Origin of the sequence: Solitalea canadensis DSM 3403 (assembly GCF_000242635.2) — a bacterium.
In the GTDB taxonomy this organism is placed as follows: domain Bacteria; phylum Bacteroidota; class Bacteroidia; order Sphingobacteriales; family Sphingobacteriaceae; genus Solitalea; species Solitalea canadensis.
In genome coordinates this window covers 3787046-3808924 of sequence record NC_017770.1, presented here as the reverse complement: position 1 = coordinate 3808924, position 21879 = coordinate 3787046, and the positions used below count along the sequence as shown (strand labels likewise).

Here is a 21879-nt window from a genome sequence, read left to right as displayed (position 1 = left end):
CTAATGCCGTAAAATGAACCGATCGTTTGCAGGCTATGTGCCTTGGTATCGGCTGATAGCTTTTAAAAAAGCGGCAAAATCCTGGGTGATTCGCGTTCCCTTGGCCACTACCTCCCAGTTACGGAAAACCACTTTATTGCTATCTAAATTCAGCCATCGGCGACGCTTCACGTGCAAGAACACCTCCCGGCCACGGAGGGGAAAATCCTGTAAAATCACTTCATCGAAAAAACCTTTGGATTGCAGCCGGTTGGACTGGTACTCCAGGGGAATACTATTGAGTTCTTCCAGGTAAATATGAATGGAGTTGGCCTGCGTTTTATGGTCAACCACTTTGAAATAATCTGAAACACCTTCGGGAATAACCAAGTGAAGAAGGGCTTGAAAGGAATCGTGCATTATTCTTTTTTTGATCCACAAAAATCAGCTTTTAGCCTAAACTCCACAACTTTTGTTCCTGTTCCTTAAGTTGTTCGGAAGTTATCAAAAACACTAAATACAAAAAGCGCTGATCCCAGATCAGCGCCTTTGTTGTCGATACTTAAATAATAATTGATGAAGCTAACGTGTGTTAGTTTCTGTTCTGTTGCGATACAAATGTAGTATAGCTATCAGGTAGATAATATGATATTTATCAGGTTTGGAAATATTTTTTAATAAAGATTTTTATCTCCTTTTTCTTCCCAATACTTAAATACCAAAAGTGCTGCTTCGCGACCTAAAGGCAACATCGGAATCTGGCGTTCATTTAAACTCAAGGGGATTTCCCGATAAATAAAATCATCATCGAATCCAATATTAGCAGCATCTTCCCGAGTATTAGCATAATACACCCTGTCTGGACGGGCCCAATAAATTGCTCCAAGACACATAGGGCATGGCTCACATGAAGTGTAAATTTCGCATCCGTCTAATTGAAAAGTTCCTAAATTTCTACATGCATCTCTTATTGCAACAATCTCCGCATGTGCTGTTGGATCAATATTGGCAGTAACCTGATTATTTCCCCGACCTACAATTTTTCCATCCTTTACAATAACACACCCGAAAGGGCCACCTTCACCTTTTACCGGTCCTTCCATCGATAAGCGGATGGCTTCTTTCATAAATTCATTTTGCAATTCATCCATAACCTAAAAATAAAAAACTTCCGCCATTGCCCGACGGAAGTCCATAATACTTTAATGATTTACAAATTTGTTTTCTTATTCCTCGCTGTCTTCGTTGGTAACTTTCATTTTTAGTTGACCAACTTTTAAAGGATTTTCTAGTAATTCATCTTGTTCTCTTCTGTTTCTCACTACATCCAACGCCATGTAAAGTGCTTCGCGGAAAGAAGACTCATTGGCTTGGTTTTTACCTGCAATGTCATAGCCTGTTCCATGATCAGGAGAAGTGCGTACAACATCTAATCCAGCAGTAAAGTTAACTCCGGCGCCGAATGCCAATGTTTTGAAAGGAACTAAACCCTGATCGTGATACATGGCTAAAACGGCGTCAAATTGTTTATAAGAGCCATTTCCAAAGAACCCGTCAGCTGCATATGGTCCAAACGCTAAGATCTTTTCTTTTCTTGCTTCTTCTAGCGTAGGTAGAATGATTGTTTGATCTTCTTCACCAATTAATCCATTATCGCCTGCATGAGGGTTTAATCCTAAAACAGCAATTTTCGGTTTTTCGATCCAAAAATCTTGCTTCAGACTTTTATTCATTAAGCGAAGTTTAGCTAATATTTTTTCAGGAGTAATTGAAGTAGCTACATCTTTTAATGGAATATGGCCGGTTACAACACCTACACGTAGGTCGTCACTAACTAAAAACATTAATGATTCCGCGCTTCCGGCGCGTTGTTGTAAATATTCAGTATGACCAGGGAAATCAAAACCTGGCTGCTGAATGTTATGCTTATTAATTGGGGCTGTTAAAAGAGCATCAATCTTACCTTCTAATAAATCATTGGTAGCAGCTTCTAAAGATTTAAAAGCATATTTTCCACCATTTTCAGTTTGCTGACCAAGATCAATTTTTACCTCCTCATCCCAGCAATTGATCAGGTTTGCTCGTTTAGGATTGGCTTGTTCAGTATTTTGAATTATATTAAAGCTGAAATCTTGAATATTTAAGGCTTTGCGGTGAAAAGAAGTGATTTTTACTGAACCGTAAACAATTGGCGTACAGTGCTCAAGTATACGGTTATCCATTAAGGTTTTCAGAATCACTTCGATGCCAATACCATTGATATCACCGATAGAGATGCCGACTTTTATTTTTTTCTGCGATACGTTCGACATTTATTACGATTTTTGATTTTTAAAGTGCAAAGTTATCAGTTATCAGCATATAGGCCGAATAAAACTCTCGGCAAGATAAAAAATTATATGCGGTAACAGGGTACATTTAATCCAAAATACATGAGTCTGGTTAGAGCTAAGAAACATTTAGGTCAGCATTTTTTGACCGATAAAAATATTGCGCAAAAAATTGTGGAGAGTCTTCGACCCGAAAACGCCTTTTCAGAAGTGTTAGAGGTTGGTCCGGGCATGGGTGTGTTAACCGATTTTCTGGTAAAGAAAACCGAATATAAAACTTCACTTATTGATATCGATGGTGAATCGATTGAATATCTGCATAAAAAATATCCTGAATTAAAAGAGCGGATTATCCACGGAGATTTCCTTGAAATGGATTTTTCGACCGTATTTAAAGATCAGTTTGCGATCATCGGAAACTTTCCTTACAACATTTCATCTCAGATCATTTTCAAAATTATTGATAATCGTGATCTTGTTCCTGAAATGGTAGGCATGTTCCAGAAAGAAGTAGGAGAGCGGGTTGCTGCAAAGCCAGGAGGAAAGGAATATGGTATTTTAAGTGTACTGAGTCAGGCATTCTATAAAATAGAATATCTATTTACAGTAAAGCCTGGCGTATTTAATCCTCCACCAAAAGTTAATTCAGGAGTTATTCGCTTAACGCGTAAAGAAAATACCAATTTAGGGTGTAATGAAAAATTGTTTTTTCAGGTAGTGAAAGCGGCGTTTAATCAACGAAGAAAACAACTACGAAATGCGTTAAGCCAGTTTCAGCCAAAAGGTAAAATAGATGAAACCATCCTGGAATTACGAGCCGAAAAGCTAACCGTAGAAGATTTTGTTAAAATAACACAGTTGTTAGAAACTAAATAACCTCACCCAGCCTATTATACATGTCATTGAAAGTACTTATTGTAGACGAAACGCACCCATCGTTAATGGATCGCCTGAAAGAAAAGGGCTTCATTTGTGACTATCAACCTAAAATAACCTATCAGCAAGTGTTGGATTGCATTGCCAATTACGAAGGAATGATTGTTAGAACTAAGTTCAGGGTAGAAAAAGAACTGTTTGATAAAGCAACCAACCTAAGATTTATTGGTCGTGCAGGCGCAGGGATGGATAATATTGATGTTGATTATGCAGCACAACGGAAGGTAGAATTGTTCAATGCTCCCGAAGGCAATAGTAATGCCGTTGGAGAACATGCATTGGGTATGTTGCTATCTTTAATGAACAAACTCGAAAAAGGAGATAAAGAAGTAAGGTCTGAAATTTGGGACAGGGAAGGAAACCGGGGATGGGAATTGGATGGTTTAACGGTTGGCATTGTCGGTTATGGGTACATGGGGCCTGCTTTTGCTAAAAAGTTAAAAGGTTTTGATGTAGAAGTATTGGTATACGATAAGTATAAAACCGGTTTTGGTAATACATGGGTTAAAGAGGTTACAGAGCAGGAATTATTTGACAAAGCTGATGTATTAAGCTTGCACATTCCGCTGACCGCTGAAACCAAGTTTATGATAGATGAGCATTACTTTGATAAGTTTAAAAAAACGCTTTGGTTTGTAAATACTGCCAGGGGAGAAATAGTGTCTATTCCGGGACTTTTAAAAGCGTTGGATAACGGGAAATTAAAAGGAGCAGCTTTAGATGTGTTACAAAAAGAGAAGTTTCCGTTAACTGAAAATGAACATGTTTGGTTCGACGATTTGTCGAAGCGAGATAACGTTTTATTAACCCCTCATGTAGGTGGTTGGAGTGTTGAATCGTACCGAAAAATCTCCGAAATTTTAGCTGAAAAAATCCTTAGTAAATTTCCAGGAAATTAAATATAACGACCGTATTGTTCTACTGGAAAATTAATAGTAATTCTTGTTTTTTATTGTTAATCAATTGTTTATAAATTATTGGTAGAAAATTCGGAAAATAAATTTTAATTTTGTAGCATTGTAAAACAAGACTATCCGTCGGCTTGCGGCGTATAGTCTTGTTTCTTTTTTATATAGTCAGTAATAAAAAATTTTTTGCGTTATGGCAGAGATAACTTACTTAACTCCGGAAGGATTAGAGAAACTTAAGCAAGAGTTAGCGTACCTTAAAACCCATGGCCGGTCAGAAATTTCTAAGCAAATTGCAGAAGCTCGCGACAAGGGAGATCTATCAGAAAATGCAGAATATGATGCAGCAAAAGAAGCGCAAGGTTTACATGAGCTGAAAATTTCCAAGCTTGAAGAAGTATTGGCCAATTCACGCATTATTGACGAATCTAAACTTGATACTTCAAAAGTTTTAGTGCTCTCTAAAGTGAAAATCAAAAATGTAAAGAATGGTACTGTAATGAATTATCAATTGGTAGCTGAAAAAGAAGCCGATCTTAAAACGGGTAAAATTTCAGTTCAGTCTCCAATTGCTAAAGGATTACTTGGAAAATCTGTTGGTGATATTGCAGACGTAACCGTTCCAAACGGAACTATGCAATTCGAAATCTTAGAAATCAGCCGTTAGTGGAATTACGGGTTGCGAGTTCCGTGTTATAGGTTTATGATCTATCTGATTAGTTAAATAATTAGTAATTTGTAACCGATACATATAATTCGCAACCCTTAATTTATTTTACTACTCTCAATTCGTAACCTACAACCCGCAATCTATATGGCATCTATATTTTCAAAAATTGTAGCAGGAGAAATTCCAGCATTCAAGGTGGCTGAAAACGAAGAGTTTTTGGCATTTCTGGATATTGAACCACTTGCAGAGGGGCATACATTGGTAATTCCGAAAACGGAAGTCGATTATCTTTTTGATGTAGAAGACGATCTTTTAGGACGAATGATGATTTTTTCGAAGCAAGTAGCTAAAAAGATCGAAAAAGCCATTCCTTGCAAAAGAATTGGTGTTACTGTAATTGGGTTGGAAGTACCTCATGCTCATATTCATCTGATCCCTATCAATAAGATCAATGACATGAACTTTAGTCATAAACCTACACCTCCAAGTAAAGAACAATTACAAGCTACGTTAGCTAAAATAACAGGATAATCTACTTTAACTTTTTGGGATTATCTTTTACAAAGGCTTCCCAACCTGAATAGGTCTTTTTAGCAGTTCCGTCTGATCCAATTCTTTGGAAAGAATGACAAACAGCCACGGCCAGTCCGTCGGTAGCATCTAAAAACTCCGGAGTTTCACTAAAGTTTAGTAATTGTTTTAACATACCCGCAACCTGCTCTTTGGTAGCGTTTCCATTGCCGGTAATTGACTGTTTTATTTTCTTAGGCGAATATTCAAAAATTGGCAGATCGCGGTTTAATGCAGCAGCCATTGCAACACCTTGCGCGCGTCCAAGCTTTAACATTACCTGTACGTTTTTGCCATAAAAAGGGTCCTCAAGTGCCATGCAATCGGGTTTGTATTCCTCGATAAGCATGGAGGTGCGTTCAAATATCCTCTTTAATTTTAAAGCGTGATTTTCGTATTTCTTTAGGTGAATAACACCCAGCGTAAGTAACTGAAGTTTGTTCCTTGTTTCGAGCACAAGTCCATACCCTAAAACCGCAGTCCCGGGATCAATTCCTAAAATGATTCTTTCTTTTTTGTCTGACACTAATACCAATTTTGGAATACGAATTACCTGAAAATTTCGTTTCACTCAAAGTGTAAACGCTTTTATTTCTCAAAAGACGTCGAAGCATCATACCATAAAAATGGTTCAATACTTGTTTATTGTCCGAATAGTTTAAATTATTAAGATATTTGCCACACCTTTTTAGCTTAAGAAATTACATTTTCCGCATGCCTGTATCTAAAAAGATCTTTGTGATCTCTGTTAAAGTACTTATTTTATTGTTAACCTTTTGGTTTGTATACAGCAAAATAACACATCCTGAATCGTTGGCAAAACTGAAAGCTTTTGCAAATACTCCGTTAAATGGGCGTGCTATTTCCTATTTTATTTTGGTGGGTTACTTGGCCTATCTCAATTTGTTGTTAGAAACTTTAAAATGGCACTACCTGGTTAAAAAAGTAGAAAATATCTCGTGGAAACGAACGATTGAGTCATTATTAGCGGGTTTAACATTAGCAGCATTTACTCCAAGCCGGATAGGTGAATTCGGAGGACGTGTCCTTTACCTTGCCCCTGAAAACCGAATCAGAGGGGTATTAGCTATGGGTGTTGGTTCGTTCAGCCAAATGATGGTGACCAATGTAATGGGAGCAATCGGATTGGTGTTTTTTATTGGAATTTTTGTGCCTGTAAGTAAAGTGGTGTTAGGAGCAATTGCTGCCGCTGCTATCTTGTTTTCAGCAGGGATGATCTTGCTGCTGATCAATATCCGCTGGTTTTACGTTATTCTTGATTCCTTTTCCTTTCTTCATAAATTCAAAAAAAACTTCCGTATTCTCTTAAGGTATAGCAAAAAAGAGCTGCTTACCGTTTTTGGGATGAGCTTTTTGCGCTACATTGTGTTCTCCATGCAATATTATCTCCTTGTAAATCTGTTTATTCCACAGGTTACCTATCCTATGAGCATGGTAATGATCAGTGTTATTTACATGGTTCAATCTATTTTACCTACCTTCGCATTCTTTGATATCGGGATACGTGGAGCAGCAGCAACCTATTTCTTCGGATTTTTAGTTGGTGATGTTGAAACCGTAAATTTATTGGCAGCAGCATTCGGAGTGTGGTTGCTTAATCTAATCATCCCTTCATTATTAGGAGTTTATTTTGTTTTAAAAGCTAATTTTTTTGGTGCTACTACTGATTGATATTTTAACCTCGATTCTGGCTTTTTCCTATTTTATTATTGCAGGAAGCTTTATTATTGGATGGCAGCGCATAAGAAAGCCATCTGCCAACAGAGGCACTCACACTACCAAAGTAAGTGTAATTATTCCGGCCAGAAATGAAGAAAAAATGATCGGAAAGTGTGTTAATGATATTGTTGCTCAAAATTACCCCAATGAACTGCTAGAAATAATTGTGATTGATGATCACTCTACCGATAGTACCGCCGATGTTGTTAAAAGTATTCAATATCCCAATCTTAAATTAATCAAATTACAAGCCGACCCGGCTGTAAATTCTTATAAGAAAAAAGCGATTGCAGATGCCATAAGTATTGCTTCTGGTGATCTTATTGTAACCACCGATGGCGATTGCCGCATGGGAAATAACTGGATCCGTTCAATTGTGAACGAGTATGAGGTTACAGGAAATAAAATGATATCCTCTCCGGTAGCTTATTTTGAAGAGCGCTCTTTCTTTGAAAAACTTCAAAGCCTCGAATTTATGTGCTTAATTAGTTTGGGCGCTGCTTCAATAGCCAATAAAATGGCCGGAAGTTGCAATGGCGCTAATCTGGCCTATGAGAAGAAAGCATTTTTTGAAGTTGGCGGATTCTCTGGAATTGATCACATTGCTTCTGGCGATGACGAGTTATTGCTGCATAAGATGTTGTCGGCATATCATGGTAAGGTAAGCTTTTTAAAATCTAGAGAGGCAGTGGTGTATACACATGCTAAGCCTACACTTAAAGATTTTATCTCACAGCGAAGAAGATGGGCATCAAAGAGTACCAAGTATAAAAATAAGTGGATGGTAGGTATAGGGGTTTCTGTGTTTTTCTACTATGTAGCTTTACTGTTAACTGGATTAATCGGATTGTTTGTCCCTTCAATAGGTTGTTTGTTTTTAGGAGCTTTTGTATTTAAATGCTTGATAGACCTTATCTGGGTACTGCCAGTTGCGGTTTTTCTTCGAAAACTAAATCTTATTATTTATTTCCCGATCCTGGCTTTTCTGCATTTGTTTTACATCGTTTATATTGGTTTAGCCGGACAGGCAAAGCAATATGAATGGAAAGGCCGAATGGTGCAGTAGCATTAAAAGCCAATATTGAACTGCTTTGCAAATAATTTGTATTGTTATTCGCATAAAAGTCATTTGGCGCATTATATTAGCTAATAAATCAAACATTTCGTACAAGTAATTATTATATGGCTTTGGCGATTGCTCCCGAAACACCTTGGCAACGAACTAAGAAACGCTTTCTTCGAAATAAACTATCTGTTTTTGGATTGGTGGTTATCGCCTTTTTTGTGCTGATTTCCTTCTTAGGGTATTTAATTACACCCGACGATACTCCTATGTCTAACCGGATGAATGTCCAGTTGAGTACCAAACATCCGGGATCAACTTTCAAATTTTTGTCAATTAGGAAAAATCAACAGATTGACACTGTAAATGTATTTACTAAGTTATTCTTTGGTCAGCCCGACTTTTTTGATTTTGTCCCCATTAATTCTTTCAAATTTAATGCTGACAGTATTATCATCGATGAATACACTGGAATTTCAGGTGATGAGAAATTAGAGAAAAGATATTCATTAGCGGATGTAGTTTATCCGTTGCAAGCCGAAACTAAAGTGGTTAAGGATGGTGAAAAAATAACATTCACTACCATTTACGGACAAAAGAAATCGGAAAATATTGCTGATTTGCAGAAAAAAATAACTTCAGAAAATATAGTAAACCGTAAATATTGGTTGGGAACTGATTTGTATGGAAGGGATATGCTAAGTCGGTTAATTCTTGGTTCGCGTATTTCTCTCTCTGTAGGATTTATGTCGGTATTAATTTCCCTAGTCATAGGCATCGCTCTAGGGGCTTTAGCGGGTTATTATGGAGGTTGGTTAGATCAGTTTATATCTTGGTTGATAAATGTAGTTTGGTCGTTGCCATCATTATTGATTGTGATCGCCATCTCGTTTGCGTTAGGTAAGGGATTTTTTCAGGTATTCATTGCTATTGGTTTAACAACCTGGGTTGATGTTGCACGTATGGTGCGCGGACAAATAATGGGTATCCGTGAAGTGGAGTATGTTGAAGCTGGTAGAGCTATGGGATTCAGTAATGCCAGAATAATTATCAGACACATCTTACCAAATATTTCGGGCCCGATATTAGTTGTAGCATCTGCGAATTTTGCATCTGCAATATTGCTGGAAGCAGGATTAAGTTTTTTAGGATTTGGGGTGCAACCTCCATTTCCGTCATGGGGTGGAATGATAAAAGAACATTATGGCTACATCATTATTGATGCAGCGTATCTGGCCGTATTACCTGGATTAGCTATTATGCTTATTGTGTATGCTTTTAACCTCGTTTCTGTAGGCTTAACTGATGCATTTAATGTACGAAGTCAGACTTCTGGTTAATGATCTTTCATTCTAATTTGTTATTTTCGGTTAACATGATCAGTTCACAATGAAGAAGAATTTGAACGATTTTTTTTCTTGTGTAATAATTGAGTTAAAAAGATAATAATCAAAGTAATAACGATTATATTATCTTGTCTTTCTGTGGTTAAAAAAGGATGTCATAAATAAGTGAACAACGAGACTAATCAGGAAATATTAGAACTTTTAATTCGTCGCCAGGTAGAGCTGAATTCTTTACTTGAGATCACAAGGGCTATTAATAATAATAATTCGATAGATTCCTTGTTCCAAATGACAGAGTTGATCTTAAAAAATCAGCTTAGAATAGGGAAGTTGCGAGTGTTTTCAAGAGGGGAAGATAGCCTATGGACTCAACCGGCTTCTTATGGAGTAGAAAAGCTAAATGAGGAGCAAGAAGCTGACCTTACTGCTGTTTTAGCCGAATATAAGATTGTTACCTATATAAATAGCGTCGACTCACAAGTTCTTTCCGAATTCAGATTACTTATACCCGTTGAATACAAAGAACAAATATATGGCTATGTATTAATCGGCGATTATCTTACCCGTGAATTTGACCAGGTAGACATCGATGTAAAGCTCATTCAAACGATTATTAATGTAATTATAGTAGCTGCAGAAAATCGTCGTTTGTTGGAAGAACGTATTTTGCAAGAACGTTTGCAGCGTGATCTTCGGCTGGCAGTCGAAGTGCAATCGATGTTATTTCCGAGGTCGCTACCAGACAACGAGAAAATAAGTATGTCGGCGCGATATGTTCCACAACATAATATTGGCGGTGATTATTACGATTTCCTTGAGCTTAATAAAAACGAGTTTATTTTCTGTATTGCAGATGTTTCGGGCAAAGGAGTGAGTGCGGCATTGTTAATGGCCAATTTTCAGGCAAGTTTACGTGCTTTGGCATTTCAGAAGTTACCCCTTAACATGTTGCTTTCTACCGTTAATAAAGCCATTTTTGCACTTACAGAAGGCGACAGGCATATCACTCTCTTTTTAGGACATTATGACCTTAGCACCCGTAAATTAACATATGTAAATGCCGGACATAATCCTTCTTTATTGATCAATAATCTTAATATTAAGGAGCTGAAGTCTGGTACAACTATGATTGGTGTTTTTGAGGACTTGCCTTTTATAAATGTGGGAGAAGAAATTATTGAGCCTAATTCATTGGTATTTAATTACACAGATGGCTTAGTAGAACTTGATCATGATCATGCAGATCTTTTTTCGGAGACAGATTTGATCAACTTTGTTTTCGAGCATCAAAACTTAAAACCGGAAAAAATAAATATCGCCCTGATGGACAAAATAAAAAAGCTCATTGGTAATGATCTTCAGGATGATGATATAACTTTGCTTACGTTTAGAGTTTATTAAAAAATGGCGCAAAATGATCAAAACGTTTTGTGCAAGTAGAATATAATTTATGCTCAAGGCATTTTATCAGGATGAATTAATAGAAGCTGGTTGTGACGAAGCTGGAAGAGGATGCCTGGCTGGGCCGGTTTTTGCGGCTTCTGTTATTTTACCAAAAGATTTCGAACATCCGGAACTGAACGATTCCAAAATAATCACAGAAAGTAAGCGCTATGAATTAAGGTCATTTATTGAAGATCATGCAATTGCATTTTCGGTAGCAATGGTCGATAATGTCGAAATTGACAAAATAAATATCCTGAATGCTTCATTTCTGGCCATGCACAGGGCCCTTGACCAGCTAAATAGTAAAGTCGAGTATTTGATCATTGATGGTAATCGTTTTAAGAAGTATCAAACATTGCCGCATGCTTGTATCATAAAAGGCGATGGGAAATATTACTCGATTGCAGCAGCATCCATATTGGCCAAAACGTATCGGGATGACTATATGACTCAATTGCATGAACAGTTTTCTGGTTATGACTGGGTCAATAATAAGGGATACCCAACAAAAAAACACCGTGATGGAATAAAGAAATTAGGCACCACACCCTTTCATCGTATGTCTTTTACCTTATTGCCAGATCAACTTGAATTAGAATTTAGTAAATAAAACAATGCAAGGAATTACTTATATAACTAATACCAAAGGAGAACCGGAAGGTATTTTAATGAATTTTAAGGATTTAAAACGTCTTAATCTGAAAACTGCTGATGTTATCAAAATGCTTACAGAATCTGCTAAGGAGATTGATGCCGCAATTGATCACAGCGTTCCTTCTACTTCATTGGCTGATGCATTAGGGAAATTTAAAGATAAATTGAAATAGTCCCGTTTAAAGATAAAGACTCAAAACCCCTCTAAATTAACAAGGCTAAGCATTTGATCGTGTACTCAATTGGTAGTTGATATAATAATTTGTGACCTTGCACCTTTGTGTAATTTATCTATTTAGGCTTTACTGCTATTATCCTTTTGTGCCTTATAATATAATGTTACCTTTGCTCACCTTTTAATTCAATCGAAACTTTTAATGAAGACTACAGCTTTAACAAACGTACACATTGCGTTAGGAGCTAAAATGGTTCCTTTTGCTGGTTATAATATGCCTGTTCAATACACTGGTATTAATGATGAACATGCAACCGTACGAAATGGTGTGGGCGTTTTCGACGTATCACACATGGGTGAATTTATTCTTAAAGGTGAAAACGCTTTAGAACTTATTCAACGCGTAACATCTAATGACGCCTCTAAACTTTTTGATGGTAAGGTTCAATACTCTTGCCTTCCTAATGAAAATGGCGGTATTGTAGATGACCTTTTAGTTTATCGCATCGACGATAAAACATATATGTTGGTAGTAAACGCTTCAAACATTGAAAAAGACTGGAACTGGATCAGTGAGCGCAATACTAACAACGTAGAAATGCATAACATTTCTGATAAAACAAGCTTATTAGCTGTTCAAGGTCCAAAAGCAGCTGCTGCTTTGCAAAAGCTTACCGATTTTGATCTTGCTAGTATGGAATACTACAGCTTCAAGAAAGGCAAGTTTGCCGGTGTTGATAATGTAGTGGTTTCAGCAACAGGTTATACCGGAGCAGGAGGGTTTGAGATCTATTTCGAAAACGAACATGCCGAACAGATTTGGAAAGCTATTTTTGAAGCAGGTGCTGAGTTTGGTATCAAACCAATTGGTTTAGGTGCTCGTGATACATTGCGTTTAGAAATGGGCTTTGCTCTTTACGGAAATGATATTGATGATACTACTTCTCCTTTAGAGGCCGGTTTAGGTTGGATTACAAAATTCACAAAAGAATTTACCAACTCGACAGCGCTTAAAGCAGAAAAAGAAGCGGGATTAAAAAGTAAATTAGTTGGTTTTGAAATGATTGACCGTGGAATTCCACGTCATGATTATGAGATTTTTGATGCTGCCGGAACTAAGATTGGTCGTGTTACATCTGGAACTCAGGCCCCTTCTTTACAGAAAGCCATCGGGATGGGTTATGTAACGCTTGATAATAGCAAAGAAGGAACTGAGTTGTTTATCGGTATCCGCGATAATAAAGTAAAAGCCAAAGTGGTTAAATACCCTTTTAAATAAGAAGATATGAGATATGAGATTTGAGAAAATGCAAATCAGTCTCAAATCTCCAATCTCCAATCTCAAATCTAGTTAAATGAAACACCTCGAAGTCTGCTTGACTCCCGCTCTTTTACCATTATATGATTTAAAAGGAAGCATTGTTGTGGTAATTGATATTTTCAGGGCTACCTCTTCAATAAGCTATGGAATTGATAATGGAGCTGCAGCGATTATTCCTGTTGCAAGTGTAGAAGAATGTCTGTCTTATAAGGACCATGGCCATCTGTTAGGTGCAGAGCGTAATGGTGAAGTTGTTGCAGGTTTTGACTTTGGAAATTCTCCGTTTAGTTATACGAAGGAAAAAGTAGCCGGTAAGACATTGGTGCTTACAACCACAAATGGCACACATGCAATCAATGAATCTAAAAATGCAGACGAAATTGTTATAGGTTCCTTTTTGAATCTTACTGCAGTTTGTGATTACTTAGTTAAGCAAGACAAGAATGTTTTCTTGTTATGTTCTGGCTGGAAAAACAAGGTTAACCTGGAAGATACCCTATTTGCAGGTGCAGTTGTAAATAAGTTAAAAGACAAATTTGATGCATGGTGTGATTCATCTGTATTAGCCGAAGACCTGTATTTGTGTGCCCAAGGTAATCTGAATGAATACATGAAGAAAACCTCCCACAGTGAACGCCTTAAAAAACTAGGTATTGAAAAAGATATTGAGTTTTGCTTAAATGTGGATATCCTTGACTCTGTACCCGTGATTAAGAATGGGCAAATTGTGAGAAGTTCATAGTTCATGGATGATGGTTCATAGTAAGTGCTATGATCTATGAACCATCAACTATTAACTACTTAAGTTTCTCATTATTCTTATGCCGTTCCGCATCCCTGATGCTTTTCTTTTCGAAGTTCTTCTCTAAAGCCGCTGATAGGTCTACTCCGGTTTGGTTGGCGATACAGATTAATACCCAAAGCACATCCGCAAGCTCATCGTTTAACTCTTTTCCTTTATCACTTTCTTTAAACGATTGGTCGCCGTAGATACGACTCATTAAGCGGGCAACTTCGCCTACTTCCTCAGTTAATATCGCCATGTTGGTTAATTCACTGAAATAGCGTACACCGGTTGTATTGATCCACTTATCAACCAATTCCTGTGCTTCTTTTATTGTTATATCTTTCATAATCTAAATTTCGGGTTTCGGGTTTCGAGTTACGGATTAAATTGTAATGAATTGTCAATAACTCGTAATCCGTAACACGCAACACGTAATTTACTGTTTATCTTTCGAGTCTATGGTTATTGTAACCGGGCCATCGTTGATTAAGCTCACTTTCATATCGGCACCAAACTCACCTGTCACGATTTTTTTACCAGTTAGGTTTTCCAAGCTCTTAATAAATAATTCATATAGCGGAATTGCCTTCTCTGGCTTAGCGGAGCGGGTAAATCCGGGACGATTACCTTTTTTAGTGGAGGCAAATAGTGTGAACTGGCTGATCAATAATATGTTGCCGTCAATATCTGCTAATGCTTTGTTCATTAGGCCGTTTTCATCACCAAAAACACGCATATTCGCAATTTTTTGTGATAGCCAATCAATATCTTCCTGCGTATCAGCATCTTCAATGCCTAACAAAACCATAAATCCCTGGTTGATCTCTCCTTTAATAATTCCGTCGATTTTAACAGATGCCTCTGAAACACGTTGAATAACTGCTCTCATAGCAACGAAGATATAATAACCAGTCAAGAGTTAATAAAAAGGATACACAATTATCCCATTCCGAATTGTTAGTTTTGTAAAACATGAAAAACAGATATTTTCTTTTTTTATTTCTCTTTATTCTTTTCTCCATTGCATCCTGTCATAATCAATCAGACCGAGTAGTTCATCGAGGATTTTACTATTGGAAAACCTCATTTGAGTTAAATCAGAAAGAAAAGGAAACGATTGCTAAGCTGAATGCAAACAATCTTTATTTGCGTTTTTTGGATGTGGATTGGGACGATGTACAAAAAGCTGCCAGGCCTATTTCGCCAATGAAATTTAAGGACACGGTCAGTCGTTCTATTAATGCAATTCCGGTTGTGTACATTACCAATAAAACAATACTTAACGCAGACAGCCTAACGATAAAAGAGCTTGCAGGTAATATTATTCACTTTGTGAAAAAACAATGTGAATTGCAACAAATTCATCCTGCAGAAGTTCAAATTGATTGTGATTGGTCCGGAAATTCACGCGATCGGTATTTTCTGCTATTAACCGAATTAAAGAAGCACAGTTTCATGAAATCTAAAGAATTGTCAGCAACAATTCGGATGCATCAGATTAAATACCAAACTCAAACAGGGATTCCTCCGGTTGATAAAGGCTTATTAATGTGCTATAACATGGGCGATTTGAGGCGATATGGTGATCATAACTCAATTATTGATCAACGCTCCATTGAATCTTATTTGCAACCGTTAAGTAAATATCCAATAAAGCTTGATATCGCCTTCCCATTATTTTCCTGGTCGGTTCTTTTCAGGAATGAACTTTATGCCGGCTTATTGGGAAAACTTTCTTCAACAGATCTTGACAATAAAAATTACTTCGAAAAGCAGGGTAAAACACTCTATAAAGTGCTAAATGATGTAAATTTGAAAGGATATTCATTCAAAAAAGGTGAAGTGATCCGAGATGAAAGCTATACGATTTCAGATGTTTTAAATGCAGCTGAATTTTGCTCTTCCCGTATTCAGAATGACAATATCCATGTAGTCTTATTTCACCTCGATTCTTCCATATTAAACAACTATCAAACAAATGAAATTGAAAAAGTATACAGTAGTTTTTAGTAGTATTTTTTTACTTATTACCGGCGCGGTAATTTACGGTATAGCCTGTGGAGGGTGGGAAGACCCTTACGACGACCGGGTTACCTTTTTTAATAACCATGTAGCCGGCGATCCTGACTATAAGCCTTTCTATTATATCGCTTATCAAAGTTTATATGACTATGAAGAACCTTATAGTGATGTGATGCAGAATACGGAAGAATGGAAAAAATACCTTAAAACAGAATCTGTCGATGGTCCAATTATAGCAGGGATTATTTATTACAATGATGAAGAATCTTTAAATATTCTTAAAAATAAGCAAGAAAGCGATTGGCCGGATAGTCTGAAAAATAATGGATTTGCAGTGGCCTTGGCGAAAAAGAAGAACAGTGCAGCATTGGATTACCTGCTTTTTGCTAAACGTTGTGAGCCTTATGTAAATATGCCCTATAATGAATGGGATCCTCAACAACCGAATACTGAAGCTATGGATGCTTTAATAAAGGAAGGGGAGGCTGCAGCTGCAACAGTAAAAAAAGACAATTATCTACAATTGCGTTATGGCTTTCAATTATGCCGGTTAGCTCACTACAGTGGAAATTACGAAGCATGTTTGCGACTTTTTGAATCGAATGTGGCTCCATATAAAAGTGAGAGCACGGTGTATTATTGGGCATTGGCTTTAAAAGCAGGGGCCTTACGTAAAGTGGGTAAGAAAGAAGAGAGTGCCTACCTGTTTTCAACCGTTTTTAGCGAGTGTAAAAATAAACGCATCATGGCCTATCAAAATGTGCTATATCTATCGGTGTACGATAAGTATAACCAGAATAATGTACTTGCCTTATGTAAGAATAATACAGAAAAAGCTAATTTTTTAGGAGTTGAAAGTTTGGGGAGCGCTGGCAATGAGTTGAAACAATTGGAAAAAATGTACAAACTTGACCCTCGCGTTCCAACACTGGATGTATTACTTGTTCGTGAAATATCAAAGCTCGAAAACTCTTATATGTCGCCATCATTGGCTCTTGCTAACCCTAAGGATTCACTACGATTAACTACTTATGGAATCGTTGAAGCATCGTCATTAAAGATCGAGGAAAAGTACGCCGACAGTCTTTATACATTCTGTAATAATGTGGCGAATGATAATAAGGTAAAGGAGCCTGCACTTTGGAAAATCTCAGGAGCCTATATCAAATTTATGCGCCGCGATTTAGTTGCGGCTAAAGCATCGTTAAAGCAAGCTGAGGGGATGAAAATGAGTGCTAAAGTTCGCGATCAGTTTGAAGTGCTACGAATGTTGATTACGATTAATGAGCAGCAAACAATTGATGCAAGTTTTGAAGCTAAAATTTACCCTTCATTAAATTGGTTAGAAGAAAAACGTCAGCAAGAGTTATCTTCAAAGAAAGAGAACTGGGACTCAGATTTGCCGTTTACCAAGATTTATAAGTATTTGATGTTGAATATCCTTCAACCTAAATATTTGAGTCAGAAAGATCGGGTAAGTGCAGCACTATGTGTGCTTCAAAGTGAAATGGTTTCAACACAAATGATTGAAAAAGCAAAAAAGGATAATTCAATCCGTTGGACAATCTGGACCTCGGTGGACTTTCTTCGAAACAGCATGAACTCTGCGGAAGTAGAAAAGTTAATACAAGTAAAAAACAATGCTACTAAAACAGAATATCATCAGCTAATGACCAATACCTTAAATGCAGTGGGTAATGATTTTCTGTTTGAGCTTTTGGGAACCTGTTATTTGCGTGAATATAATTTCTCAAAAGCAGTTGTGGCTTTTAAAAAGTTACCTGCAAAGTATTTTGAGGATGAACCTTACAAAACCTATCTGGCAGCCAATTCATTTGTTGATTTGATTACTGATACACATGCTCCAACTCATCGCGATACAAAGAAATTTACGAAGCTATCGTTTGCACAAACAATGATTGCATTTGAGAAAAAAGCGAAGGAGGATCCAAAGAATGCAGCTTTCTGTTATTATCAGATGGCCAACGGATTTTATAACATGAGTTATAACGGAAATTCGTGGTTATTGGTTAACTATTACTGGTCTACTACCGATAGAGAATTTAACAGTAAAACAGATTTACCTTACCTAAAGGATTACTATTTCAACTATACTGCTGAGCAGTATTACCTGAAAGCACTGAAATTGACAACGGATAATAACCTGAAAGCTAAATGTACATTTATGGCAGCTAAATGTTTAAACTCCAGAGTAAAGTATCCCAATGTTCCTTACGATGTTGAAAACTGGAGCGAGCAAAATGATATTGCAGCAAGGAAGTATTATTTAATGTTGATCAATAATAAGTATTTCGCTGAACTGAAAAAGAACTATTCAACTACTCCATTCTATGTTACAGCAGTTAATGAATGTAGTTATTTGAGAGATTTTGTAAGAAGAAGATAGGGATTTTGTTTCGTTTGATGTTGACTTTAGTCAACGGTTCATAAAGTAAAAAAGAAAAAAGGCTTTAGCCAACACTTTACTCGAGTGTTAGCTAAAGCCTTTTTTCAGTGATGGTATTTATATTTTTAGTATCGGTCCAATTCTTTTAACAGTTCCAAGCCTAGCTCCCAATCTCCTAGGTTAGAATCCGAGTTGATATGGCCTGTCGCACCAATATTAATGAATTCGCTTCCCCATGATTCAGCTAAAAAATTGGCTCTTTCTAACGAAATGTATTGATCGTTGGTACTTGCAACTACAATGGATTTAAAAGGCAGTTTATTTAATGGAATAGGAGCGAAGTCGGTAATTTCCTTAGGAATAGCATTCGCTTCTGTATCTGCAGGCGCAACTAATAAGGCAGCCTTTATCTTTTTAGAAAATTCAGATGCCCATAAAGCCGTTGTAATGCATGCGAGGCTGTGTGCTACCAATATAATTGGTTTATCAACTATATTCGATAATTGTTTTTCAAGAGCATTTACCCATGATTGTTTATCGGGCTCGTCCCAATTCACCTGTTCAATTCGGTTGAAACCATATTTCTTTTCCCACCGGGTTTGCCAATGTTGCTCGCCTGAGTTACCTAATCCCGGAATTATTACTACTGCTGAATTAAATTCTACTTTTCCCATCGACTATATAGAGTATTTATTTTTTGCTAAAATACACTTTTTAAAATTAGTTCAAAAAGCAATATTAAATTAACAGTAAATAGGTTTAAATGTTGTGATTTTTAGGCTCTTGAATCAAAATTGTGAAAGATACTTACATAACTATCATATCGGGAAGGGGCAATCAGGTCTTCATCAACAGCTTTTAAAACGGCACAGCCTGGTTCATGAATATGAGTACAGTTATTAAACTTACACTCCTCACTGAATTGGCGCATTTCCGGAAAATAGCCCGAAAGTTCTTCCGGTTCAATTTCTACCACTCCTAATTCACGAATACCGGGAGTATCAATTACAAACCCTCCGTTGGGTAATGCAAACATCTCAGCAAATGTAGTAGTATGCATTCCTTTTTGATGAGCTTCGGAAATGGCTGCTGTTCGAAGTTGTTTTTCTGGGCAAATTGCATTGATCAGTGAAGATTTTCCAACACCAGAGTGTCCTGAGAATAGGGTGGTTTTATCTTTTAGCAATTCATTGACCTGGTCAATATGATAGCCATTTAAGGCCGAGATCTCATAACATGGATACCCGATGTTTTCATAAATAGCTTTTACCTCATTAAGTAAATATTTTTCAGGATCGTCATATAGGTCATATTTGTTAAAAACCAAGATGCTGGGTATATGATAAGCTTCTGCAGTTACCAGAAAACGGTCGATAAAACCTAAAGAGGTGCGCGGGGCTGCCAAAGTAACAACTAAAATAGCCTGATCCATGTTGGCCGCAATAATCTGCGTTTGACGCGACAGGTTTACTGATTTACGGATAATATAGTTTTCGCGGTCGTGCAAATGAATGATTACTGCGGTGGGTTCTCCCGGTTCAAGCTCAAAATCAACAATATCACCAACAGCAATAGGGTTTGTACTTTTAATCCCTTTAATTCGGAATTTGCCTTTTATACGACATTCATAGGCTTGTCCGTCATTTCCTAAAACGCTATACCAGCTACCGGTTGATTTAATTACTTTTCCTGTCATTCAGTTGTGCAAGACCGAATAGTTATTCGTTGTTATTCGGTTAACTTTTTGCAAAGCTACTCAAATATCTTGCAATCTGTTTTTCTTGTAGAAATGATTGTTAATTAAACTGGAGTAAATAATAGGCTTCAATAGCTTGTGAACGAGTAGCAGGATTTAAAAACTCATATTTTAACTGTGAAACATGGAAGTGTGGAGTTTCTAATCTACGAGTTATTGTTAAACCCGATGGTAAGTCCGTGAAATCCTTTGCCCTTAGGAAAAGATAAAATCGTTCTCCTGTTTTTGATTTAGTTATTATCTGCACTGAATTTAATGCTGGAATTGTTTTACCGGAGTAGAAATCAAAAGAAAAAAGGAGTTTTTTATAGATAAATGTTTTTTCAACTGGGATAGCATTTTTTTTCGCTATAAGTGCCATTTCACTACCGGCTTGATAATGCATTAGCTGAGGGTAGAAGTTCGTATTAAGAAGCAGATTGACACTTAAAATCGCAAATGCTGAAGGGACAATAATCCGGTATAAAACACCACTTGGAGAACTCCTGATAATTAAATAGAATAAAAAAGTAAGCAAAACAAAACTGGTCAATTTTAGCCAGATTGATTGTATAGGGAAAAACCAGAAGTTTAACACGTAAGCGAAAATGAGGAGAACTCCGATGGTAAATAATTGTAGTTTTTCTAAAATGTTCAGCAGCCTATGGTTATTGTTCTTTACCAGGTTATATAAGTAAGAAGCACATAAAATAGCAAACAGTGGAAATAGTACATTTAAATAATGCGGGAGTTTGAACTGTGAGGCCGACATCAGGTGAAAGACGATTAGAATTCCACCTAATGTTAGAAATTCCAGAGTGCCTGTTTTTCTGAAGCGAGCATCCCAAAAAGCTTTTATCCGACCAACTAAAGCAGTGTAAACGAGAAAACTCCAAGGTAATATGGCCCACAATAATGTATGATAGAAGAAAGAAAACTCAGGACTCGAAACAAAGTCTCGGTTACCTGCAAAACGCTCGGCACTCTGCGTCCATAACAGAAATTTAATTCCAGATTGATTGTATTTTCCGTTTACCAGTTTCTCAGGGTGCAGGTCAAACTGTAAGTAGTAACAATATAGGAATGGCGAAAGTGCAACGAAGAAGGATAACAGTCCTATCAGCCATTTACAATTTAAAAAGGTTCGCCATTCACGCTGATAAATTACATAACAAACCAAGGCACTACCAGCTACAATAACTGCAATCATGCCTTTTGTTGCCACTGCCAATGCAATTGCTGCGCTACCTATTATGATTGCAGCTAATTTATCGGTTTGAAGGAATCTGGTTAATTGCCATATGCCTAAAATAAGAAAGCTCGTTAATAATGAATCGGTTCTTACATCATGATTGGCTATTATAATAGATTGGGAGGTAATGAAGATTAATGCTGCAATCTTGCCAATTTCTTTGTTGTATAATAGTTTGCCTAAGCTGTAGGTTGAGTAGGTTGCTAAAATCGTAAATAGGAGAGAAGGTAAACGATAGACCCAATCGTGTAAACCGAATAACTTAAACGAGAGTCCGGAAAGCCAGAATAATAAATGAGGCTTGTCTAAGTAATCATATTCTTTAAAAGTGAAAACCGAACGACTAATGATATCAACAAAATCATGCTGCTGATACATGCGCATTGCGATACATGCATATTCATTTGCATCAGGCTCTAGCAGTGGAAAGCAAAGTCCGGTGAAATAAACGATTAAAGATAAAGTAAACAATAGATTATAAGTCCGATTACTTATAGGCTGATCCATACGTTTTGTTTAGTTGCTAAAAGTAGGTGTG

At 36.9% G+C, this 21879-nt stretch carries 23 protein-coding genes; 14 read left to right on the top strand and 9 right to left on the bottom strand.

Features of this window, described 5'->3' with window-relative positions; translation table 11 throughout:
• Positions 1–33: 33 nt before the first annotated feature.
• From SOLCA_RS23650 to pdxA, 3 genes are all read right to left on the bottom strand, one after another.
• Positions 34–399, bottom strand: coding sequence for an ISAon1 family transposase N-terminal region protein (locus SOLCA_RS23650; protein ID WP_042479920.1), 366 nt, complete (start codon positions 397–399; stop codon positions 34–36).
• 254 nt (positions 400–653) lie between these two features.
• The gene (locus tag SOLCA_RS15830) at positions 654–1130 is read right to left on the bottom strand and encodes a nucleoside deaminase (protein ID WP_014681469.1); all 477 of its coding nucleotides are present in this window, start codon (positions 1128–1130) and stop codon (positions 654–656) included.
• Between the two features lie 75 nt (positions 1131–1205).
• Complete coding sequence (gene pdxA / locus SOLCA_RS15825; protein WP_014681468.1) at positions 1206–2291, bottom strand: 4-hydroxythreonine-4-phosphate dehydrogenase PdxA; 1086 nt, start codon at positions 2289–2291, stop codon at positions 1206–1208.
• A gap of 120 nt (positions 2292–2411) precedes the next feature.
• Here pdxA and rsmA point away from each other — a divergent pair, with 120 nt between their 5' ends.
• From rsmA to SOLCA_RS15805, 4 genes are all read left to right on the top strand, one after another.
• Positions 2412–3185, top strand: a complete 774-nt coding sequence (rsmA, locus tag SOLCA_RS15820) for a 16S rRNA (adenine(1518)-N(6)/adenine(1519)-N(6))-dimethyltransferase RsmA (RefSeq protein ID WP_014681467.1) — start codon at positions 2412–2414, stop codon at positions 3183–3185.
• Between the two features lie 20 nt (positions 3186–3205).
• A complete protein-coding gene (locus tag SOLCA_RS15815) occupies positions 3206–4144 on the top strand; it encodes an NAD(P)-dependent oxidoreductase (protein WP_014681466.1) in 939 nt (312 codons plus the stop codon).
• Positions 4145–4346: 202 nt separating this feature from the next.
• The gene (gene greA, locus SOLCA_RS15810; protein ID WP_014681465.1) at positions 4347–4820 is read left to right on the top strand and encodes a transcription elongation factor GreA; all 474 of its coding nucleotides are present in this window, start codon (positions 4347–4349) and stop codon (positions 4818–4820) included.
• A 147-nt stretch (positions 4821–4967) separates the two neighbouring features.
• Positions 4968–5354: an HIT family protein gene (locus tag SOLCA_RS15805; RefSeq protein WP_014681464.1), complete on the top strand. Its 387-nt coding sequence runs from the start codon at positions 4968–4970 to the stop codon at positions 5352–5354.
• Position 5355: 1 nt separating this feature from the next.
• Here the strand turns inward: SOLCA_RS15805 and ruvC are convergent, their stop codons facing one another.
• Positions 5356–5964: a crossover junction endodeoxyribonuclease RuvC gene (gene ruvC / locus SOLCA_RS15800; protein ID WP_014681463.1), complete on the bottom strand. Its 609-nt coding sequence runs from the start codon at positions 5962–5964 to the stop codon at positions 5356–5358.
• A 143-nt stretch (positions 5965–6107) separates the two neighbouring features.
• Here ruvC and SOLCA_RS15795 point away from each other — a divergent pair, with 143 nt between their 5' ends.
• From SOLCA_RS15795 to SOLCA_RS15760, 8 genes are all read left to right on the top strand, one after another.
• Complete coding sequence (locus tag SOLCA_RS15795; RefSeq protein WP_014681462.1) at positions 6108–7085, top strand: lysylphosphatidylglycerol synthase domain-containing protein; 978 nt, start codon at positions 6108–6110, stop codon at positions 7083–7085.
• A complete protein-coding gene (locus tag SOLCA_RS15790) occupies positions 7069–8199 on the top strand; it encodes a glycosyltransferase family 2 protein (protein ID WP_014681461.1) in 1131 nt (376 codons plus the stop codon). Before SOLCA_RS15795 ends, SOLCA_RS15790 begins: the two co-directional genes overlap by 17 nt.
• Positions 8200–8315: 116 nt before the next feature.
• A complete protein-coding gene (locus tag SOLCA_RS15785) occupies positions 8316–9536 on the top strand; it encodes an ABC transporter permease (protein WP_014681460.1) in 1221 nt (406 codons plus the stop codon).
• A 171-nt stretch (positions 9537–9707) separates the two neighbouring features.
• The gene (locus SOLCA_RS15780; protein ID WP_014681459.1) at positions 9708–10943 is read left to right on the top strand and encodes a PP2C family protein-serine/threonine phosphatase; all 1236 of its coding nucleotides are present in this window, start codon (positions 9708–9710) and stop codon (positions 10941–10943) included.
• A 49-nt stretch (positions 10944–10992) separates the two neighbouring features.
• On the top strand, positions 10993–11598 hold the full coding sequence (locus tag SOLCA_RS15775; protein ID WP_014681458.1) for a ribonuclease HII: 606 nt from the start codon (positions 10993–10995) through the stop codon (positions 11596–11598).
• A 4-nt stretch (positions 11599–11602) separates the two neighbouring features.
• A complete protein-coding gene (locus SOLCA_RS15770) occupies positions 11603–11815 on the top strand; it encodes a hypothetical protein (RefSeq protein ID WP_014681457.1) in 213 nt (70 codons plus the stop codon).
• A gap of 204 nt (positions 11816–12019) precedes the next feature.
• Positions 12020–13096 (top strand): glycine cleavage system aminomethyltransferase GcvT, encoded by a 1077-nt coding sequence (gene gcvT, locus SOLCA_RS15765; RefSeq protein ID WP_014681456.1) that lies wholly within the window; start codon positions 12020–12022, stop codon positions 13094–13096.
• Between the two features lie 76 nt (positions 13097–13172).
• Positions 13173–13880 (top strand): 2-phosphosulfolactate phosphatase, encoded by a 708-nt coding sequence (locus SOLCA_RS15760; RefSeq protein ID WP_014681455.1) that lies wholly within the window; start codon positions 13173–13175, stop codon positions 13878–13880.
• A 55-nt stretch (positions 13881–13935) separates the two neighbouring features.
• On the opposite strand, the gene SOLCA_RS15755 is transcribed toward SOLCA_RS15760, so the two are convergent.
• Both SOLCA_RS15755 and dtd read right to left on the bottom strand, forming a co-directional pair.
• On the bottom strand, positions 13936–14262 hold the full coding sequence (locus SOLCA_RS15755; protein WP_042481463.1) for a nucleotide pyrophosphohydrolase: 327 nt from the start codon (positions 14260–14262) through the stop codon (positions 13936–13938).
• Positions 14263–14361: 99 nt separating this feature from the next.
• Positions 14362–14814, bottom strand: coding sequence for a D-aminoacyl-tRNA deacylase (dtd, locus tag SOLCA_RS15750; protein ID WP_014681453.1), 453 nt, complete (start codon positions 14812–14814; stop codon positions 14362–14364).
• 83 nt (positions 14815–14897) lie between these two features.
• Between dtd and SOLCA_RS15745 the strand changes: the two genes are divergently transcribed.
• Positions 14898–15935 (top strand): hypothetical protein, encoded by a 1038-nt coding sequence (locus SOLCA_RS15745; RefSeq protein WP_014681452.1) that lies wholly within the window; start codon positions 14898–14900, stop codon positions 15933–15935.
• The gene (locus SOLCA_RS15740) at positions 15904–18354 is read left to right on the top strand and encodes a hypothetical protein (RefSeq protein ID WP_014681451.1); all 2451 of its coding nucleotides are present in this window, start codon (positions 15904–15906) and stop codon (positions 18352–18354) included. The genes SOLCA_RS15745 and SOLCA_RS15740 overlap by 32 nt, the downstream gene beginning before the upstream one ends.
• A 125-nt stretch (positions 18355–18479) precedes the next feature.
• Here SOLCA_RS15740 and SOLCA_RS15735 read toward each other — a convergent pair whose 3' ends face one another.
• The 3 genes from SOLCA_RS15735 to SOLCA_RS15725 all read right to left on the bottom strand — a co-directional run bounded on the left by SOLCA_RS15735 (position 18480) and on the right by SOLCA_RS15725 (position 21848).
• Positions 18480–19028, bottom strand: a complete 549-nt coding sequence (locus tag SOLCA_RS15735) for an RBBP9/YdeN family alpha/beta hydrolase (RefSeq protein ID WP_014681450.1) — start codon at positions 19026–19028, stop codon at positions 18480–18482.
• Positions 19029–19129: 101 nt separating this feature from the next.
• Positions 19130–20050, bottom strand: coding sequence for a ribosome small subunit-dependent GTPase A (rsgA, locus tag SOLCA_RS15730; RefSeq protein WP_014681449.1), 921 nt, complete (start codon positions 20048–20050; stop codon positions 19130–19132).
• 100 nt (positions 20051–20150) lie between these two features.
• A complete protein-coding gene (locus SOLCA_RS15725; RefSeq protein ID WP_014681448.1) occupies positions 20151–21848 on the bottom strand; it encodes a glycosyltransferase family 39 protein in 1698 nt (565 codons plus the stop codon).
• Positions 21849–21879 lie beyond the last annotated feature (31 nt).

Coding starts and splice junctions, on each gene's coding strand:
- SOLCA_RS23650 (WP_042479920.1), bottom strand. CDS start 399: ATGCACGATTCCTTTCAAGCCCTTCTTCACTTGGTTATTCCCGAAGGT.
- SOLCA_RS15775 (WP_014681458.1), top strand. CDS start 10,993: ATGCTCAAGGCATTTTATCAGGATGAATTAATAGAAGCTGGTTGTGAC.
- SOLCA_RS15795 (WP_014681462.1), top strand. CDS start 6,108: ATGCCTGTATCTAAAAAGATCTTTGTGATCTCTGTTAAAGTACTTATT.
- SOLCA_RS15770 (WP_014681457.1), top strand. CDS start 11,603: ATGCAAGGAATTACTTATATAACTAATACCAAAGGAGAACCGGAAGGT.
- SOLCA_RS15815 (WP_014681466.1), top strand. CDS start 3,206: ATGTCATTGAAAGTACTTATTGTAGACGAAACGCACCCATCGTTAATG.
- gcvT (WP_014681456.1), top strand. CDS start 12,020: ATGAAGACTACAGCTTTAACAAACGTACACATTGCGTTAGGAGCTAAA.
- dtd (WP_014681453.1), bottom strand. CDS start 14,814: ATGAGAGCAGTTATTCAACGTGTTTCAGAGGCATCTGTTAAAATCGAC.
- SOLCA_RS15735 (WP_014681450.1), bottom strand. CDS start 19,028: ATGGGAAAAGTAGAATTTAATTCAGCAGTAGTAATAATTCCGGGATTA.
- SOLCA_RS15740 (WP_014681451.1), top strand. CDS start 15,904: ATGAAATTGAAAAAGTATACAGTAGTTTTTAGTAGTATTTTTTTACTT.
- rsmA (WP_014681467.1), top strand. CDS start 2,412: ATGAGTCTGGTTAGAGCTAAGAAACATTTAGGTCAGCATTTTTTGACC.
- rsgA (WP_014681449.1), bottom strand. CDS start 20,050: ATGACAGGAAAAGTAATTAAATCAACCGGTAGCTGGTATAGCGTTTTA.
- pdxA (WP_014681468.1), bottom strand. CDS start 2,291: ATGTCGAACGTATCGCAGAAAAAAATAAAAGTCGGCATCTCTATCGGT.
- greA (WP_014681465.1), top strand. CDS start 4,347: ATGGCAGAGATAACTTACTTAACTCCGGAAGGATTAGAGAAACTTAAG.
- SOLCA_RS15725 (WP_014681448.1), bottom strand. CDS start 21,848: ATGGATCAGCCTATAAGTAATCGGACTTATAATCTATTGTTTACTTTA.
- SOLCA_RS15830 (WP_014681469.1), bottom strand. CDS start 1,130: ATGGATGAATTGCAAAATGAATTTATGAAAGAAGCCATCCGCTTATCG.
- SOLCA_RS15760 (WP_014681455.1), top strand. CDS start 13,173: ATGAAACACCTCGAAGTCTGCTTGACTCCCGCTCTTTTACCATTATAT.
- SOLCA_RS15745 (WP_014681452.1), top strand. CDS start 14,898: ATGAAAAACAGATATTTTCTTTTTTTATTTCTCTTTATTCTTTTCTCC.
- SOLCA_RS15785 (WP_014681460.1), top strand. CDS start 8,316: ATGGCTTTGGCGATTGCTCCCGAAACACCTTGGCAACGAACTAAGAAA.
- SOLCA_RS15805 (WP_014681464.1), top strand. CDS start 4,968: ATGGCATCTATATTTTCAAAAATTGTAGCAGGAGAAATTCCAGCATTC.